Source organism: Peribacillus sp. FSL K6-1552 (assembly GCF_038005205.1).
GTDB lineage: Bacteria > Bacillota > Bacilli > Bacillales > DSM-1321 > Peribacillus > Peribacillus butanolivorans.
Window position 1 is genome coordinate 2,451,392 of record NZ_JBBOST010000001.1, and the last position, 18,592, is coordinate 2,469,983.

Consider the following 18,592-nt stretch of genomic DNA (forward strand, 5'->3'; position numbering starts at 1 on the left):
AAAAACAACTTAAGGAGTGCTACATGAGTTGGTTTATTTTTAAACGTCTCACAAGTTTAATTCCAATTTTATTAGGAATTTCTCTCATCACTTTTATCTTGCTTCACTTAATTCCTGGAGATCCGGCAGTAGCTTACTTAAGGGCGTCACATATTCCTCCTACGGATGAGACAGTGGCAGCCCTTCGAGTTGAGCTTGGATTAAACAAGCCTTTATATGTCCAGTATTTTGAGTGGCTGGGAAAAGTGTTGCAATTGGATTTAGGGATGTCTTATGTGTCCAATAACTCTGTATGGGAAGAAATTGTGGTACATTTCTTCCCAACAGTTCAATTAACATTTGCTTCGCTTATCTTTATTGTTGTTATTAGTTTACCCTTAGGAATGTTTTCTGCTATTTACAAGGGGAAATTTGTTGATCAGTTTAGCAGAATATTAGCCTTTGTAAGTGTCTCTATGCCAACCTTTTGGCTTGGCTTTCTCTTGATCTATTTTTTATCAGTAAAGTTAGATTTATTTCCTGTATTGGGAAGGGGGACTTTGGCTCATCTAGTGCTTCCTTCCTTGACATTGGCTTTTGCGTATATAGGTACGTATATGCGATTGCTTCGTGCTAGTATGCTGGGAAATTTGAATGAGCCATTTGTTGTTTATGCTAGAGCGAGAGGGTTGCGCCAAAGACTAATCGTTATCAGACATGTCTTAAAAAAGTCCTTACTACCTGTGATAACTGGACTTGGCATGAGCTTCGGTAACATGCTAAGCGGAGCGGTTATTGTTGAAACAATTTTTGCTTGGCCCGGCATGGGACAGTTATTTGTCACATCTATATTAAATCAAGATTATCCGATGATTCAGGGGTGTGTATTATTTATGGGTGTGATCTTTGTGGTCTGTAATCTTCTTGTGGATCTTACATATTCTTTCCTGGATCCTCGTATACGCTGGGAGGGAGAGAAATAAGAGTGGTGCAAAACGTGAAACGAAAGCTGATGACACATAAGCTCATGATGATCAGCATCATGATTATTTCCTTCCTGACAGTATTGGCTCTTTTTGCTCCTTTTTTGGCTCCTAATGATCCGAACTTGATTGATATCGTTCAGAAGCTGCAAGGGCCCTCATCTCAGTTTCCATTGGGGACTGATCATTTAGGGAGATGTATTTTGTCCCGATTAATCTATGGAACACGAACCTCGTTGGGAACAGCTTTCCTTGTCATGGGATTAATGATGATTATTAGTATCCCACTTGGTATGTATGCAGGCTTTATAGGGGGTAAGGTTGATTATCTTTTCATGAGAATGTGTGACATACTCATGGCATTCCCAAGCTTTCTTCTATCCCTTGCTTTAGTCGGGATTTTAGGACCGAGTCTTGGCAATCTGATTTTGGCGATGGTGCTTGTCCAATGGGTTTTTTATGCACGCGTCATTCGAGGTATGGTACTTAGTGTAAAGGAGCAAAACTTTGTCTTAGCAGCCAAAATATGCGGGACACCAAGGAGTATCATTATCATCAAACATATCTTACCTGCCATCATCTCTCAAGTTGTTGTATTAATCTTTATGGACATCGGAGGAGTTATTTTGGCGATTTCTGGTCTCTCTTTTCTAGGTCTGGGCATACAGCCTCCAGATGCAGAGTGGGGAATGATGATCAATGATAGTAAGCCATTTTTTAGAGAAACCCCTTCATTGATGCTGTACCCTGGGATGATGATCTTCATCGTTGTGATTGCTTTTAACTTGTTTGGCGAAGCTTTGAAGGATGCTCTAGACCTAAAAAAGGAATAGAAGGGAGGATAGAAGATGGGACAAGACCCCATTCTAACTGTAGACAATTTGAATGTTATTGTAACGACACCGTATGGAGTGACTCAAACTGTCCATGATGTCAGCTTTAAGCTCGAGGCTGGGAAAGTGTTGGGCCTTGTCGGAGAAAGTGGATCAGGGAAAACGATGACATGCATGTCTTTGTTAAATCTTTTACCTGAAAAGGCAAAGGTGGTACAAGGGAGTATCAAGTTTAAAAATATTGATCTTTTAAATGTTTCCACAGAAGACTTAAGGAAAGTACGGGGTAGTGAGATCGCTATGATTATGCAAAACCCTATGATCGCCTTTAATCCTGTGAGGACGATAGGGCGGCATTTTATTGAAACACTTAGAACTCATTTGCCCATAACGAAGCAGCAAGCGCGGAAAATAGCTGTGGAGTATTTAGAAAAAACGGACTTGCCTAATCCAGAGAATGTCTTGAATCAATATCCGTTTCAGCTAAGCGGCGGGATGCTGCAACGGGTTATGATTGCGATTACCATGTCTTTAAGTCCATCTATCATCATCGCTGATGAGCCGACGACTGCACTTGATTCGACAAACCAACTCCAGGTTTTGAAACAGTTGGATAAGTTAAGGAAAGAATACAATACATGCATTTTATTAGTATCACATGATCTAGGGGTGATTGCTCAGTTAGCTGACGAAGTAGCTGTGATGTATGGCGGCTATATCGTTGAGAAAGCACCAGTGTTGAAGTTGTTAAATAGCCCAATGCACCCGTATACCAAAGTCTTGTTGGAATCCAGACTTGGATTAACAAGAAGAAAGATAAGGATTGAAAAACGTGCCAGCGTTTCGCGCCCCAATTTAATAAATAGTGAAAAAACATGCCCATTTTTAGAACAATGTGAGGACGCAGATTATACATGTTCAAGTTATAATCTTGAATTTAAAGAGTATGAAAAAGACCATCTAGTACGATGTGTAAAATCAAGATAAAGAGTTAGGTGGATGAAGAGTGAGCTTGCTTGAGTTGAAAGGAATAAAGAAAACATACTTGTTGGGGAACCCTGTTTTTGGGAAGCGTAAATCTGTTGAAGCCATTAAGAGCATCTCTCTAACTATGGAAGAAGGAGTATGTTTAGGCCTCGTTGGAGAAAGTGGATCTGGAAAGAGTACCCTGGGTAAAATTATTCTGGGACTGGAAAAGCCGGATCAGGGAGAGGTATGGTTTCAGGGGAAGAGCCTTTATTGTTTAAAAGCAAAAGAATTAAAGGAGTTACGGCGAAATCTGCAAGTTGTCTTTCAAGATTGTTATAGCGCTGTTAACCCAAGACTAACTATAGGGGAGATCATTGCTGAGCCGTTAAGAAATTACGAAAGGCTTACGTCTGTTCAAGAGAAAAAGAAAGTACAGGAGCTTTTGGAGATCGTTGGGTTAAGCCCAGAAGATATTCGTAAATACCCATACCAGTTCAGTGGAGGACAGCTACAAAGAATCAATATCGCAAGAGCGATTGCCTTAAAGCCAAAGTTAATTATTCTTGATGAGGCTGTAAGTGCTTTAGATGTTCTTGTTCAAGTACAAATATTAAATCTTTTGGCACAATTAAAAGAAGAGTTTCAACTTTCATATCTCTTTATTTCCCATGATTTACAGGCAGTCAATTACATCGCAGACCGTCTAGCGGTAATGTACAATGGTGAGGTTGTTGAATGGTTAGATGATTTGGAACAACTTGAACGATTAAAACATCCTGTTTCTAAAAAGTTATTGTCTTCTGTGCTGCCTCCATATCCGGGAATATTGTGATGCGTTAATTATAGGTTTGTGATGTGGGAAATTAGGTTAGTAACGGAATATCTGAAAAATCAAGTGTTTAAGCTCCGCTGTAAAGCCATTCCATCTCTTATACTGGTATATCTATATGGGATTCCGTTCTCCGTTGTTTTTATCAATAATATAAGTGCCGATTTATTCTTTAATGAGGTCTAAAGTGAAAAACGCGATAGCGTATAATATCTGTGTTTTGTCGGCAGAATCTATCACCATCAAGTTAAAATTTTATGAAGATTTTAAACCAGTACCTTATTCGAATAAAACAAAGCCACCTATCATTAGAAGGTGGCTTGAATTTTTTAGAGTTTTCTTCAAGAATAGGAAACCATTATTAACAATCTTTATTCAAAAACAACAGCTTATCCGGTTTGGTATAACGGTACTTCATTAAAAACGTTCAGCAATATACTGTTCAGCTTTTTTTCAGTCTTTATATAAGGGGTCTAGGTAGTTTTTGCGGAAAACATGCGCTAAGCAAATTCTAGAATAAAAAAGTGACATTTATTATACTTTAGGACCATTTTTTGTGAAACAAAACTATTTTTCTTTTATTTTTCATCTGCTCAAATATGAACGGTTTTATTGAGAGATTTCTAACTATTTGTGCAAAACTAAACTTAATTATTCCTCAAAAACCTTTTTGCCTAAAACAAACCAGACATTATTGACGCCTTGTCCATTTATATCACCGGCCTGCTTATCTTTCACAAAGTAATAAAGTGGATGCCCTTTATAAGTTGTTTGCTTTTGTCCGTCATCTCTTATGATAGTTTTAAACTCTTTTTTGTTGAATCCTTTAGCGGAGATAATGTTATCTGCATGGAAAGGCGGCCAAATTTCACTACATTGACCTTTGCAATTACTGACGCTAGAATCATCTTTTGTGAAATAATAAAGGGTCATTCCTTCTTGATCTGCTAAATATGTCCCTACTTTGTCTGATCTTAGCATTTTAAGCTTGTACTTTTTTGACTCATCCTGAATTATATCCGTGATGGAGAAGGTCTTAACATTCACACGTGCAATAGTGAGATCCCGATTTAATACATAAGCCCGTTCCCCGTCGTGGCTAAAGACAATTGCTTGTCTTGGTTCATTGAAACCGTCAATTGTTTTAACTACGCGGTGATCAGAGACATTGATTACGTCAATCGTATTGTCAGCTTTATTGCTTGCAAAAAGGAGCTTGTTATCAGGCGAAAGAGAAGCACCATATGGCTCACGACCCACTTTGATTTCACTCTTTATATTGCCGTCAAGTGTATCAACTGCGGAAATGCTGTTGCGTCCGCTGTTCGCGGCATACAATGTACCTCCATCAGCAGTGATCGAAATTCCGCGAATCATAGAGAAACCTGATATTTCACGAATGATTTTCTGTGTTGCGGCATCAACGATGGATACTTTATCTCCTTGAAAGTTCGTGACAAAGATGTATTTTCCATCTGGAGAGACTTTTATGCCTTGTCTTGGTTGGGCGAAACCGGTAATGACGGCCAACGGTTTTCGTTTTTCCAAATCCACGACAGTGACAGAATTGTGTGCTTGATTGTTCACATACAATATCTTTCCATCAGGGCTGACAGCAGTCCCGAATGCACCTTGACCAACGACGACTTCATCTTTCAAGGTGAAGTTTTTTGTGCTGTAAAAACGAAGCGTACCGAGCGTGCTGTCTGAGACGACAAACTCGGAGCCACCATCAATAAACACGATGTTTCTCGGTGAACCAAAGCCGTCGATCTTTTTGCGCAGCTTGCCTTTTGTAAGATCATAGACTAGGACGTATTGTTCACGGCTATCTGAGACAACGGCTATTTGCTCATCCGGACTTACGGCAAGGGAATTGTTGGTGATGTGGGTGTCAAAGCCTGTCTCTGACACTGGAATTTTACTTTTAGTAGAAGAAGCACCAATTACATTTGGTAGAATAACCACAGAAAGTAAGGCTATAATCCATACACTTATAAACTTCATTTTTTTCAACATTTCTTCACCCCGTGAAATTATTTTCTTGATAAATGTTAAAATACGATTCTTTAAGCCAGAAAGATGAACAGGAGAATCGAATGCCAATCAATATGTTGCAGGTTTTTTAATACCTTTCTTTGAAATTTTTTAATCAAGACGATATTTTGCTCCCTTCACTATAAATAAACGTATCGAGGAGGATATTGGTTTGATTATTATTAAAAAATTTATGATTCATGTTTAGAGTGAATTGTATTGGATCCAGTTTAATTGCGATTTTGATATGTTGATAGACTCTTTTAAGGAAACTGGATCGTCTACACGGGAAAATAAAGTCACTTAAACTAACCTAAACGATCTTAAACCCAATTATTTGTAACGATTAAATAAAGGATTTATGAAGAAAATTAGGAAAAAAGACTGTCAATATTTGTGGGGTTTTACAGGATTTAATAAATGAAAGGTCGAGTCATATAGTTTTTTTGGTTAATGGATTCCAAAGTCCTAAAACGAAATACCTAATTAGAAAATTAGTGATTTACAGACCTTAATACGCCTTTTAAAAAGTCCTCTTATACTAAAACCAGTTTCAAAGATTTATTTAGGAGGGAAAGAGCAATGAATAATGAAAAAGCTGTGGATGAATTGATTAAGAATTGGAGCCAAGAAAGCTTAGGCAAAAATATGGACCGCCGGAACTTTATCCAGGGAGCGAGTAAGCTTGCCGGACTTTCATTGGGTCTTGCCCTTGCGCAATCAATGGGGGGGATTGAGGTAAATGCTGCCCCAAAATTCAGCGATTATCCATTTACTCTTGGTGTATCGTCTGGTGATCCACTCTCAGATAGTGTTGTTTTATGGACAAGGTTGGCTCCAGATCCGTTGAATGGCGGCGGAATGCCTCATGAAGCTGTTTCAGTTAAATGGGAAATTGCAAAGGATGAGCATTTTAGAAAAATTGTAAAGAATGGCAAGGAAATAGCCAGGCCAGAACTGGGTCACTCTGTCCATGTGGAAGTAAGCGGGTTAAAACCTGACAAGGTTTATTTTTACCGTTTTAAAAGTGGAGGGGAAGTAAGCCAGACAGGGAAAACGAAAACACTCCCGTTATTAGGTTCCAGTGTTTCTAGTCTGACATTCGCTTTTGTTTCATGCCAACAATTTGAACATGGCTATTATACAGCTTATAAACATTTGGCAAAAGAAGATCTTGATCTTGTCTTTCACCTTGGCGATTACATATATGAGTACGGTCCAAATGAATATGTTTCATCTACGGGTAATGTCCGTGTACATAACAGTCCGGAGATTATTACACTTGAGGACTATCGAAACAGATACGCTCAATACCGTTCTGATATACATTTAAAAGCAGCGCATGCTGCATTCCCATGGGTCGTGACATGGGATGACCATGAAGTTGAAAACAACTATGCAAATGTAATTCCGGAAAAGGGACAATCAGTGGAGGCATTTATCAAACGCAGGGCAGCTGCTTATCAGGCTTACTACGAGCATATGCCTCTTCGTAAATCGTCATTGCCAAAGGGGGCTGATATGCGTTTATACCGGAATTTCTCATATGGTGATCTGGCTTCTTTCTTTGTACTTGATTCACGGCAATACCGTGATGATCAGGCAAACGGCGATGGAAGCTCACCGCAAACGCCAGAGTCTCTTGATCCGAAGCGTTCATTACTCGGACCAGAGCAGGAGCAGTGGCTAACTGAGAATCTTTCGAATTCAAAAACAAAGTGGAATGTGCTTCCTCAGCAGATATTCTTTGCACAGCGGAATTATGGAACACCTACTGCTCCAAAATATAGCATGGATTCTTGGGATGGTTATCCGGCTGCACGCGACCGTTTGATAGATGTAGTAAAAAGCAAAAACATTGAAAATCTGGTAGTATTGACCGGTGATGTACATGCTAGCTGGGCTTCCAATTTAAAAACTGATTTCAATGATCCAAACTCAAAGACTTTCGGTGTGGAATTTGTCGGTACATCCATCACATCTGGTGGAAACGGGGCAGACAAACGAGCAGATACTGACAAAATATTAAGCCAAAATTCACATATTAAATTCTTCAATGATTACCGTGGGTACGTCCGATGCAAGGTAACACCAGAGCAATGGAGGGCGGATTACCGTGTGGTTCCATTCGTAACAGAACCTGGGGCAGATATTTCAACAAGAGCATCCTTTGTTTTTGATAAGGATCAAGCTGGACTCAGAAAAGTATCATCAGCCATCGTTGCTGAAGGTGTCCAAAAAACTAATGAAGTCGAAGAAGATCGTACGCGCGCCCATAATCGTGCACATGAAAAACAAAGGATGAACAAGCAGGGGAAAGTCACTAATTAATAGTTATCCAGAGTTATACTTGAAGGTTAATAATAGTTAATATATATAAAATGGAAAAGTATCTAAAAAGGAGTGGGTCTGAGAATGCTTTCAAATATCGGAATTCCTGGGTTGGTCATCGTGCTCGTTATTGCTCTAATCATTTTTGGACCCTCCAAGCTGCCGGAAATCGGTCGGGCTTTTGGACGCACTTTATCAGAATTCAAAGGTGCAACCAAAGGATTAGTATCTGATTCAGATAAAGAGGAAGAAAAAGAGAATAAGTCTGAAGTGACAGCTGTTAAAAAAGAGGGATAAATAGGAATGATGAGATAGCGGGCGGGGAGACTCGTCTGCTTCTTTGTATGTCAATATTGTAATAATTGTTGCCAATAAGTTCAAAAGAAATTCAGTCTAGACGGAGCTTAAATAGTATTTCCGCGTTTTTTTCTTCAAGCTATATTATTGAAATACTTGCCACCACTCGGGGGGCTATTGGTTTGTACGCAAAGTGACCAAAAAAGGAGGAGCAAATATGGAAAGCAAGGATTCGCACGTTATTGAGCATATGGAGGAACTCCGAAGCAGAATTATAAAAACTCTGATAGGTTTTGTTGCTTTCTTCATATTGAGTTTCATATTCGTACAGGATATATATGAACTGCTTATTAAGGATTTAGAAGGAAAACTTGCAGTTCTCGGTCCAAGTGAGATCCTGTGGGTCTATATGATTATCGCTGCTGTATGTGCAATAGCTGCAACTATTCCGCTAGCTGCATTTCAGGTATGGCGCTTTGTAGCACCTGCATTGAAACCTGAGGAGAGGAAGGTTACATTTCGTTTTATCCCTGGGTTATTCATCTTATTTATCATAGGAATCTCTTTTGGATATTTTGTGTTATTTCCTATTGTTTTAGGGTTTCTGACTTCACTTTCCGCTGGGCAGTTCGAGATGATGTTTACTGCGGAAAAATATTTTCGGTTTATGATTAACTTGATTTTACCATTCGGTATTTTATTTGAAATGCCGCTTGTGGTCATGTTCCTAACAAGATTAGGAATATTAAATCCTACAAGGCTGAAAAAGTCACGTAAGATTTCTTATTTTGCCCTGGTTATCGTATCAATCCTGATTACGCCCCCGGATTTAATTTCGGACATTTTGGTTATTGTCCCTTTGCTTGTTCTTTATGAAGTTAGTGTACAGCTTTCTAATATTGTTTATCGAAAAAGGCTTTTAAGAGAGCAATCAGTGTTTCCTGTTACATGACAGGGAAATTCAGCACGTCCATTATTGAATGGATCATCTTATTCCCATAGTCTCTTAAACCAGCAGGGGAATTCCTAGCTTCTTAGGAAACAGAAGCTAAACCAGAACCTGTTGGTGCAGGTGGCTTGGGCCTGCCTAATATGGAGGAATGGGCGGCATGATGTAATAAGGGGTTAAAAACCTTGTTATATCAACGTCTAAAATGATAATATGCTATTCTTGTCCTCGGATTTGTCCTCGTTTTTTAAAAAACACAGCAACCTGTGACAAAAAAGCTAACTATAGGAGAAGGTCTTTCATCAGTTTGCTAAACTGTTGGGAGGCCTTTTCTTCCATATTGGCGGTCATGTGAGCATAGATATTCATTGTAGTATTAATATCTGTATGTCCAAGTCGCTGTTGTATTTCTTTAATGCCAACTCCAGCTTCAATTAATAATGAAGTGTGCGTATGTCTAAATGAGTGTGGAGTAATGTTCTTTTCTATTTCTGCTTTTTTTAGAAGCCTTTTTAGCCGGGTCTCAATAACTTTTCTTAATTATGGATGCCCATTCTCTCGAGCGAAAATAAATCCGTTATCTTGGTAAACAAGTCTGTTTTTTAATTTAATTTCATTTTGTTTAAGCCGATGCTTCTTTAACATGTTGATCACCATTTCATCAATCCTGATTGTTCGGACAGAGCCCTTTGTCTTTGGCGTTAAAAGCTGATATTTTTCAAAATGATTGTTAGGGTTATAAAGAGTTTTAGTAACTCTAATAGAACCTTGCTTTTCATTAAAATCCCCCCATTTCAAGCCCGTCTGTATAGGATAATTTAAGAAAATGGGCAAGCTCCTCTTTTTCAAGAAAGACAATATCCTCTTCTGCTTTCTCCAGTTCTTCAACACTTTGCTGCTTTTTAGGCATTTTGAAATCCTCAGTAGGATTATTTTTTATCAGGCCTTGAGTTAATGCTTTCCGAAAAATCATTTTTCCACAAGTATGAATACCATCCATATAATTTTGGCTGTATTTTTCGTTTAATTCCAGAATCCTTTCTTCATACATTTTCTTAGTAATGCGGCTGATTGGATAAGGTCCCCAAACAGAGGTAAAATGCTTCATTTCCTTTTCTCGGGCTCTTACGCTACTAATCTTGACGCCAAGAGTGGCAAGATAGAGTTAAAAGGCATGAAGAAATGGAAAGCCTTTCTCCCGCTATCGAAGAAGGAGATTTGCAAGCTTGCATTCGCTATTGCCAGCTGTGTGAGGAGAGTGTTGTTGACAGGACATTTTCTTACCGGGATGTTTATATTAAGGTTGCAGCAATGAACCAAGGATATGAACCGAGATATGAGGGTGAAACAGGGATCGATGTTTGGTATCACAATCTAAAGGCGACATATAGATATCTGGAAGAAAAGGGGAAGGTTACGAATACGAAGGAGCCTGTTTTAAAAATTTGGAAACCATAGTATTTCTATATAATTACAGTTGAAAAGTGCGATAATTTGTACTAGGGTTATCGCCTTTAATCCTATTAAGCTATGTGACAACGGGTTTGGAATAGCAGAAGCATTTGCTAGAGGTTTGTTGATTTTATGGCCACCTATTAAAGAGGCTGAAATATAAAAAGAAGGCCCAATATAATAGAAAGTCTATCAGTACCAATGAAAAAGGAGTTGACCCGGTAAGGCCAACCCCTTGCAAACCGTTATTTTATTGTAAGCGTTACAGAATTATAGTTTTTCCCATTACCAAGTGGATTGTAGTTTTTCTCAATGTTTCCTGCGGCGTCCACAGTGAAATAATTGATGGTTGTTGTCTTTTCAATTTTTAATGTTTCTGCAAATTCACGGGTGCCGCTTAATTTAATTTTAGCTGATTGGAAGGTAGGGCGGCTGCCGTCAAGCGTATAATAAATGGTGGCTGGCTCACTTGTTTCAATCTTAACATCAACCGGACCTGTGTATTTACCGTTTCCAGGTGTAGCTTTTGAGGAAGGCGGCTGATGGTCTTTTGCACTGTTGTAGGCTACTTTAATTAAGCCAATCAACCCATTGGCAAATTCCATTGCTTCTTCATGACCTTCTACAAAGGCTGGCTGGAATCCAACTGCCTGCCATCTTTTTGTATCCTTATTCCATAAATCTGCCCCTACTTCGAAGTTCCAGGCATAAATCCCCTTTTCATACCATAGGTAGTCCGCAGAGTTACCTGCAGCAGAGTATAGTACGTCAGGAATTGGACCTGTACGGCTAGGTAGAATGACCGTTCCGCGGTGGTCTTGAATATCATTTAAGATGTTATCAGAAGCTGCCCAGTAAAACGCTTCTTCACCAGCTGAGGGGCGTGGCAGTGTTGTACGTTTTGAATCGTAAGCACCAGGGGACCACATGAAGTAGCCGCCATAACTATGAATATTCATTGCAAACTTAATATTTGGGTTTTTGTCAGCAAGCCAGACAAGGTTTCTTCCTTCAGGCTCAGAGTTTTCAGCTGGTCCAGCGTAAGTTTCTCCCGTACAACTTGTACCTCCGCCAATATAGCCATCAAAAACGGAACCAACAGAATGGTTGCGGTTAAGGTCAACTCCCCAATTATTACGGTACCCAGGGTCAGAGGCAGTGGGACCACAGTGATTGGTCATATTCTTACGCTGCATATTGTAATCATTGAGGCTGTAATTGGCACCATCAGGGTTTACTGAAGGTACAAGGAATATATCAAGATTATCGACAAGCTTTCTTGTCTCACTATCTTGACTATAGTTTCGCAGTAGTCTTTCCGCCGTTTCGATTGTTACGAGTGGGGTCACCCATTCACGGGCATGCTCCTGAGCATATCCAAGAACACCTGGTTTAGAACCGTCACGATGCTTGCCGATTCGGATCGCTTTTACTGTAAAAGGATCACGGGAAACGTCTGCCCCAGCTTTCAAGCCGTCAGTTAATATCGCAGCATTTGTAGTTGGTGCGACAACACCAGCACCAGTATTACCGCGGTATGTAGTCGCAGTGACAAGTTGGCTAGCATTCTCATTCAGTGCTTTAACCACTTGTGCGGCAGTACTTGTTGCCTTTCCTGACGAATCAGTAGCTAAATCTACTAAAATCTTGGTACCATCCACAGTCACTTTTAGTGGTGCATTATTGATTCCCGGATTCTTGAATTCTACCGATACATCATTCCCGCCTTCATGCCCCCATGCTTTTGAGGAAACAACAACTGCGAGATTGGTCGTGCCGCCGATAGTTGCTTGGGCAAGACGTCTGTAACCATTTGTTTTATTTGGCATATCAATGATTTCTACCAAGTTCGGGAATTCTTTTGAAAGTTTTTCGGCACGTTCATATAATTCATTTGGTGCCATATAGTGGTCAACAAAATCCGTAACATAATCTGTTTTTGGATGTTTCGGCTCTTTCCCTAACCATTCAGTAATGGTGCTCGTAGCTGTTCCTCCAAGATTACTTTCAATTTTAACAGATGAAGGAATGGCGCTAACTGGTAGAAGCAAATAGTGATATAAATATTCACCGTAATCTACCAATCTAGAAAGTGTAGCAGATTTTTCCTCACCGTTCTCGGTCCAAGTTGCTTTAAGTGCTGTGCTAGCAGTCGCACCGGCGCTTGATTTCACTTCGAGATATAGGAAGGTGCCTGATTGATTGGTAAAATGGTTTGCCCTAAGGACTTTAAGTGTATCCTCGGAAGCTGCCAGACTGGCTTGCAGCTGGACAGTAGATTGCCGCTCTGCCACGCGTGTGTTCCATTGATTTTCGGTGATCAGGGTCTCTTTTACATTGATGCCAAAGGTCTTTAACATGGCAATTTCTGTTGGTGTGACAACGGCATCCACTTCATAGACTCCGTCGTGTGCTTCGATTCTGTGGGTAAGGTCAATTCCAAGCTCAAGAAGCTTGTCCTTTGCCTTATCATTTGGTACTACAAGTTGAACAATTGAGACCGATTCTTCCTTAGGAATCGGCTGGTCAGGCTGTTCGACCGCTGCAACCGGAATACTTAGGCCTGGATAAAATGTAGAGAACCCTAGTCCGGTTATGGCAGTCATCACCACTAAATTCCTTTTCCATTTCTGCTTTTTCTGTTTTGTCAAAAACTGCACCCCCAAAATGCTAGAAATTTTAATACAAGCTTATTGTAAATTGAATGTACTTAATATCTTGTCGTAAAATCAGGGGCAGTTAAAAATCCGCTCTACAAAAATTTTATTAAGAAAATATAATACTTTATTTTAGAAGATTAAATTTTAGGCTGTTTTTCCTATTTAAAAAGTACTGTTCCACTCGAAAAATCTAGTAATTTTAGGAGCACAAAATTACTAGATTTTATTCCATTATAATTCCTATAAACTGTATATTGATAATCAACTGTTTTTATTGTTTAATATTTTTTAATATTGTTGCTTTTTGTTTAATTTTGTAAAAGGAAAGTTGTAATATATTTCATGTGAATTGCGGCTCTATTGTTAAAAACCATTAAATGCCTATCAACCTTTGTGCCAGTCCAACATTTAATAAAGAAACAAGAATTATTATGAATAGGAATGATGGGGAATGGCAAAAAGAAACCGAGGAAAAACAATCAGCTACTTGCCTTCAAATGGCAGAGGGACATGCCCACTGTGTGAAAGAACAGGAGTAAAGCTTCTCTACACGCACAAAACTGAAACAAACCAAACCATCAAAGTCTGCAAAAACTGCCGCCATAAATAAAAATCTCATAGTATAAAAAATCACATTCAGATGACTGTCCACACCGCGTGGACAGTGTATTTTTGTGGTACCTGTCACCATTGATACTACTATAGTATTGCAGGTTCTTTCGTTCGTTGCTGAAAAAGAAAGAGAGGATATTAATAGGAGGCAACGAGAAGGAATTCAATCGGCCAAAGCAAAATGCAAACATCTAGGCAGACCGAAAATAAGCCTAGTATCATTAAATGAGAAACAGAAAGCAATTTTAATAACTAAATATGAATCATGGAAAAAGAACGAAATAACGGCAGTTGAATTTATGAATAAAATGGATCTAAAGAAAAATACATTTTATAAAATCATGAAGGAATATGAAGAGTAGGCACTAGCTATCTTTGATCAAACTTTATTTCAAAGCTACACTACGAATTTTATGAGGTGGAAAAAATACCAAATATATAAAAATATGTCGCCATCCAAAATAATTTAAATAAAAACAATAGGGAGATAATATGCTAGATTAAATAAAGGACATTAACCTAGCTCTTAATAATAAAAGTTATTTATCAGCACTTGCACTATCTTTAACTTTACCTGATATTTGTGGGAAAATTGAATATCCACATTTTAAATACAACAACGGAAAACGTAATGTAGGAAAACAATATGCAGTATGGTTTGATGATTGGGTAAACCAATATTATGCAGACAACACAGGTTGGACAAATGATTTCGCTAAAGCAAAGAATCCATATTTTACAGGAGAAATGTGTTATTCTCTACGTTGTTCTTTCTTACATGATGGAAATTCGGATATAAAAAACTGGGGCGACAAAGAAGACGCAGATTTTCATTATTCATACGAATTTAAATTAGCAATAAGTGGAGCAGACTCAACTGGTTTATCTTGGGTAAACCAAACTAATAATAACTCAAAAATAATAAAGACAAAAATAGTCACAGTAAATATAGACAAATTATGTGAGTGCATTTGTCTATCTGCTGAAAGGTATTATCGAGAAAAAGACCCTAATCTATTCAAAGACCATAACATTAACTTGATTGACTTTAAATAACAAGGACATTCATACCTTAAAGAGGGACCACGTCATCAAACTTAATGAAGGCAAGTCTTTATAGGAGCTGGCTCTTTTTTGAAGTATGCCTAGAATTGAATAAAGAGCGTGGAAAAAGAAAATAAAAAGGATTGTCTGTTGAAGAGGAAAAGCCCCACTCAATTGAGAAGGGCTTAATATATACATTAGTAGTCCTCTTTTGTCCTCCTATTTGTCCTCCAATGTTTTATATCGCATTTAAAACATTTAAGTCAATCTACTTAAAAACATTGATTTAACGCCTTTTTTTAAACACTATTTGTTTCTATTATATATGAAAATGAACGGGCGGCATGATGTAATCATTGCTTAAATCCCTTGAAATATAGGGGTTTAACGAGTAAATAAATGCTCACCTATTTGCTCACTTAACATGTAAAAAATTTGAAGTTGAAGGTCTTCCATCAGTTTACTGACTTGATGGGAGGCCTTTTCTTCCATGTTGTCAGTCATATGGGCATAGATGCTCAACGTTGTTTGAATATCTGTATGTCCTAATCGTTGTTGAATTTCTGTCAAGGAATGATAGTGCAATTGACCCGTTGAGACATGGGAGGGAAAGCCTCCAGGGCGGCGTGGAGAATGTACATTATATGGTGAAATGTGGAGTCTTGTGTAACTCCTTTATTTCACTATGCCTTCACGAAATCTTCATGTCCTGAAATCACTCCATTTAACCGTGAACTTAAATTCAAGGGTGATGAAATCCTGCGATTAAGCGAGTATTTGTGAGAAAATCGTATTAAACTGAGGGAGTCAATAAGAAAATGGTAAGATACTAATCAGTGATGTTGAATCAATTGGACTTCCCTTTTACGTTATAAGGGAATAGAATATAAATAAAAAGGTGATTACAATTAAAAAAGTAAAAAGCATCCTATTTTTGCTTCTTGGATTCATATCACTTGTGATTGGTGTTGCAGGGACTGTGTTACCTGTTCTGCCGGGCGGTCCGTTTTACTTATTCGCTGCTTTTTGCTTTGCGAAAAGTTCCAAGTCGATTGAAAACTGGTTCAAAAGCACCTCATTATATGAAAAATACGTTGAAGCATTCCTGCAAAAAAAAGGTATGACTCGAAAAGAGAAAATCAGAATCAATTTAGTTGCTGATTTCTTCATCATAATTTCTGTATTTTTTGTGGACATCCTTTTAGTGAAAATCCTGTTGGTAGTGCTCGCCCTCTACAAACATTATTATTTCATTAAAAAAATTAAGACAATTGACCGAAACAGTACGAAACAAAGAGATTCTTGAAAATTTTCTTCAAATAACGGGTGCTTTACTTCAATAAGGGAGTTGCTTCGGCAGCTCTTTTTCTTATGGAGCTAAATGGGCAGTTTTGTTGAAGAAGGTGTCTCAGTAAAAATAGAGAAATATTATATGAAGCTACCTATGCCATGGTAATACTGAAATGAGGAGCTACCTATATGCCAGAGCGAGAGATGTGTACATACTGCGGTAAGTGGTTCGACATGGTGCCGATAACACCTTTATATGAACAACACAAAACCCATGTTAAATATTACTGTGAAGGATGTTTGCCAACTGTTGATAGCAATCTCTTTAACCTTTCGTTCAGGTCACTATTTACATGGGGAAAGAAAGGACAACGATAAAACTTAGAGGAGAATTGTTTTGGTTCTAGTAGATATTCTAATTCAATTGAGTGTATTTGGAGTTGTTTTACTAATTATATTATTTGTTAAAAGGTCAATAAAAAGAAGGAATCGCTAATCCAATAGAACAACGTGTGTACGCCCAAATGAAGCCGTTTTTCTATGCACTTTTTAGCATTTCCACAGTCGCATTATTCGATTTTTGACACGCCATGATCTATCATATAAAGCTTACGAGAATCATTCCCTAATTTGATGCGATTATTTAATACTTGATTTTCGGAAATCAAAAGTATACGGACAAATCAGCAGCTTAATCGTGAATCAATTAGGCATCCTCTAGGGGTATGGTCAATTAATCCACTCGAAAAGTAAATGGCTTTTCCATCTGAAATGGGGAGGCCCAGAAATTTTACTAACTCATTTGCAATAAACTCATGAGCTAGTACTTTTTATCCGCAAGATTGGACAGAAATTTCACCACATACTGTTTACCGTTGTCATTTTTGGAGACTCGATTCCCTCTATTAATCGTCCTATGCTAGCGCTGCATTCAGTACTGACTCCTTGTAGATTCCTCCGAGTGCATCTCCAAAATATTAAAAAGGGATTAAATGATCAAAATGCACTTTTTTTCAAGAAGATTAATTGAACATATTGAGCATTTAAGTCGTGTTTGTCTAAAATGATTTACTTGACTTTTGCAAATCCAAATTATCCGGTTTAGATACGAATTAAACTTCTATTACTAAAGATAACTTTTATTCAGTTAGGACGTTTGATAAAAGTTGATGCAAAATTGGAAACATTTCACCGTACATTCTTGATTTTTATTGTAGGATATTTATTTTTAAGGTTGAGTGGAAAAAAAGCAGTAGCTCAAATGCACACTTTCGATTTATTGTATATCCTTGTCCTTACCAATATCATCAGTTCCCCAGTAGAGGTTAATAATTTGGGAAAGGCTATTACCTATGCTAGAATCACAGTAATTTTATATAATATAAAATCTATCAATCTTCCTCTTTAGCTCGCATACTGCAAAACTAATGATATGTTCTAACACTCACACTTTTCTACAAGAAAAAGCCGACTGGTTTTTTAATAAAACCAATCGGCTATATGGGCTTTTAATTTGTTTGATTGTTACGCATTTACTGCTTTACGCGTCTGACCTGCATGTAATTTTTTCATTGCAAATCTTGCTATCGGCTGTGCGATCAAAACTTCAACCCAAAATGCGATGAAAAAGTTACGTGGCCAGTCATAAAAGAACGTTTGAATCGGTTTCAAACTAATTTCTCTCATGCCAATCCAAGATCCGATAACTGTCAGTAAAATGGACAGGATGGTTACGCTAAATAATATCGTGAATAAAACTCTTGCATTAAAACTGTCCGTAGGTTCAATAAACTTTTGTACGAGTTTATTAACAATTGGATTTGCAACAAGTGTTACCAATAAAATAACACAAATCCATACAAACGGAATTACTTGTAAGGTTTCAAAATACACTTCTTTACTGAATCCAAATTTAAATCCCATAATAAGAGGTGCGATAATGTTGACTGAAAGTATTGAAATGATGGCTAAGAATAATACAAATTCTTTTCCGTTTCGCGGTAATCTTGTTTCCTCGTGCATATTGATCATCTCCATTAAAAATATTTCAGATGGTAGACGTATCATGAGACATATATTTTTGGTCAATAAAAAAGACCAATATCTCTACACACTGATTTAACAATGTTATCACGTTTTTTAAATGTATTTCAAGGATTCTACATAAAAAATATTTTCATCATCGTATTTTCTACTATTTATAAAGAACTCTACTAAATGGTACATAAATAGTAATAATCCTCTTTTCAGAAAATGGCCCTTATATGGAATAACATGTTTATTATTAAACATATTTATTATGTTTTAAACGACTTTATTGTAAATTA

15 protein-coding genes are annotated in these 18,592 nt (G+C 37.8%); 10 read left to right on the forward strand and 5 right to left on the reverse strand.

The genetic code is table 11. From position 1 onward, the window contains the following. Positions 1-23: 23 nt before the first annotated feature. The 4 genes from nikB to nikE are packed head-to-tail and all read left to right on the forward strand — an operon-like array spanning position 24 to position 3,596. The gene (gene nikB / locus NST21_RS11945; protein ID WP_340889287.1) at positions 24-962 is read left to right on the forward strand and encodes a nickel ABC transporter permease; all 939 of its coding nucleotides are present in this window, start codon (positions 24-26) and stop codon (positions 960-962) included. Positions 963-964: 2 nt separating this feature from the next. Continuing rightward, entirely contained in the window at positions 965-1,795 is an 831-nt protein-coding gene (gene nikC, locus NST21_RS11950) for a nickel transporter permease (protein ID WP_340889288.1), read from the forward strand. A gap of 15 nt (positions 1,796-1,810) precedes the next feature. Beyond that, positions 1,811-2,782, forward strand: a complete 972-nt coding sequence (locus NST21_RS11955; protein WP_340889290.1) for an ABC transporter ATP-binding protein — start codon at positions 1,811-1,813, stop codon at positions 2,780-2,782. A 19-nt stretch (positions 2,783-2,801) separates the two neighbouring features. Beyond that, positions 2,802-3,596, forward strand: coding sequence for a nickel import ATP-binding protein NikE (gene nikE / locus NST21_RS11960; RefSeq protein ID WP_340889291.1), 795 nt, complete (start codon positions 2,802-2,804; stop codon positions 3,594-3,596). Positions 3,597-4,244: 648 nt separating this feature from the next. On the opposite strand, the gene NST21_RS11965 is transcribed toward nikE, so the two are convergent. Then, positions 4,245-5,612 carry a beta-propeller fold lactonase family protein gene (locus NST21_RS11965; RefSeq protein ID WP_340889293.1) on the reverse strand — a complete coding sequence of 456 codons (1,368 nt, stop codon included), beginning with the start codon at positions 5,610-5,612 and terminating at the stop codon, positions 4,245-4,247. A gap of 600 nt (positions 5,613-6,212) precedes the next feature. On the opposite strand from NST21_RS11965, the gene NST21_RS11970 reads away from it, so the two are divergent. From NST21_RS11970 to tatC, 3 genes are all read left to right on the forward strand, one after another. Beyond that, positions 6,213-7,961, forward strand: a complete 1,749-nt coding sequence (locus tag NST21_RS11970; RefSeq protein ID WP_340889294.1) for an alkaline phosphatase D family protein — start codon at positions 6,213-6,215, stop codon at positions 7,959-7,961. Between the two features lie 84 nt (positions 7,962-8,045). Further along, entirely contained in the window at positions 8,046-8,258 is a 213-nt protein-coding gene (locus NST21_RS11975; RefSeq protein WP_201254572.1) for a twin-arginine translocase TatA/TatE family subunit, read from the forward strand. 217 nt (positions 8,259-8,475) lie between these two features. Then, positions 8,476-9,210 (forward strand): twin-arginine translocase subunit TatC, encoded by a 735-nt coding sequence (gene tatC, locus NST21_RS11980; RefSeq protein ID WP_340889298.1) that lies wholly within the window; start codon positions 8,476-8,478, stop codon positions 9,208-9,210. Between the two features lie 279 nt (positions 9,211-9,489). On the opposite strand, the gene NST21_RS28810 is transcribed toward tatC, so the two are convergent. After that, positions 9,490-9,735 (reverse strand): tyrosine-type recombinase/integrase, encoded by a 246-nt coding sequence (locus tag NST21_RS28810; protein WP_445670593.1) that lies wholly within the window; start codon positions 9,733-9,735, stop codon positions 9,490-9,492. Between the two features lie 250 nt (positions 9,736-9,985). After that, positions 9,986-10,315 (reverse strand): hypothetical protein, encoded by a 330-nt coding sequence (locus tag NST21_RS11985; RefSeq protein ID WP_340889299.1) that lies wholly within the window; start codon positions 10,313-10,315, stop codon positions 9,986-9,988. Positions 10,316-10,389: 74 nt separating this feature from the next. On the opposite strand from NST21_RS11985, the gene NST21_RS11990 reads away from it, so the two are divergent. After that, positions 10,390-10,665 (forward strand): hypothetical protein, encoded by a 276-nt coding sequence (locus tag NST21_RS11990; protein WP_053345766.1) that lies wholly within the window; start codon positions 10,390-10,392, stop codon positions 10,663-10,665. A gap of 239 nt (positions 10,666-10,904) precedes the next feature. On the opposite strand, the gene NST21_RS11995 is transcribed toward NST21_RS11990, so the two are convergent. Further along, the gene (locus NST21_RS11995; protein ID WP_340889300.1) at positions 10,905-13,310 is read right to left on the reverse strand and encodes a M14 family metallopeptidase; all 2,406 of its coding nucleotides are present in this window, start codon (positions 13,308-13,310) and stop codon (positions 10,905-10,907) included. 683 nt (positions 13,311-13,993) lie between these two features. On the opposite strand from NST21_RS11995, the gene NST21_RS12000 reads away from it, so the two are divergent. Both NST21_RS12000 and NST21_RS12005 read left to right on the forward strand, forming a co-directional pair. Continuing rightward, on the forward strand, positions 13,994-14,293 hold the full coding sequence (locus NST21_RS12000) for a hypothetical protein (RefSeq protein WP_340889301.1): 300 nt from the start codon (positions 13,994-13,996) through the stop codon (positions 14,291-14,293). A gap of 1,580 nt (positions 14,294-15,873) precedes the next feature. Further along, positions 15,874-16,281: a YbaN family protein gene (locus tag NST21_RS12005; protein ID WP_223305294.1), complete on the forward strand. Its 408-nt coding sequence runs from the start codon at positions 15,874-15,876 to the stop codon at positions 16,279-16,281. Between the two features lie 1,508 nt (positions 16,282-17,789). Here NST21_RS12005 and NST21_RS12010 read toward each other — a convergent pair. After that, on the reverse strand, positions 17,790-18,287 hold the full coding sequence (locus NST21_RS12010) for a hypothetical protein (RefSeq protein ID WP_340889302.1): 498 nt from the start codon (positions 18,285-18,287) through the stop codon (positions 17,790-17,792). Positions 18,288-18,592 lie beyond the last annotated feature (305 nt).

What these genes read in the sequence shown, in the direction of transcription:
- NST21_RS11965 (WP_340889293.1), bottom strand. Translation starts at nt 5,612, where the DNA reads ATGTTGAAAAAAATGAAGTTTATAAGTGTATGGATTATAGCCTTACTT.
- NST21_RS11970 (WP_340889294.1), top strand. Translation starts at nt 6,213, where the DNA reads ATGAATAATGAAAAAGCTGTGGATGAATTGATTAAGAATTGGAGCCAA.
- tatC (WP_340889298.1), top strand. Translation starts at nt 8,476, where the DNA reads ATGGAAAGCAAGGATTCGCACGTTATTGAGCATATGGAGGAACTCCGA.
- NST21_RS11955 (WP_340889290.1), top strand. Translation starts at nt 1,811, where the DNA reads ATGGGACAAGACCCCATTCTAACTGTAGACAATTTGAATGTTATTGTA.
- NST21_RS11975 (WP_201254572.1), top strand. Translation starts at nt 8,046, where the DNA reads ATGCTTTCAAATATCGGAATTCCTGGGTTGGTCATCGTGCTCGTTATT.
- NST21_RS12010 (WP_340889302.1), bottom strand. Translation starts at nt 18,287, where the DNA reads ATGCACGAGGAAACAAGATTACCGCGAAACGGAAAAGAATTTGTATTA.
- NST21_RS11990 (WP_053345766.1), top strand. Translation starts at nt 10,390, where the DNA reads ATGGAAAGCCTTTCTCCCGCTATCGAAGAAGGAGATTTGCAAGCTTGC.
- NST21_RS11985 (WP_340889299.1), bottom strand. Translation starts at nt 10,315, where the DNA reads ATGAAGCATTTTACCTCTGTTTGGGGACCTTATCCAATCAGCCGCATT.
- nikB (WP_340889287.1), top strand. Translation starts at nt 24, where the DNA reads ATGAGTTGGTTTATTTTTAAACGTCTCACAAGTTTAATTCCAATTTTA.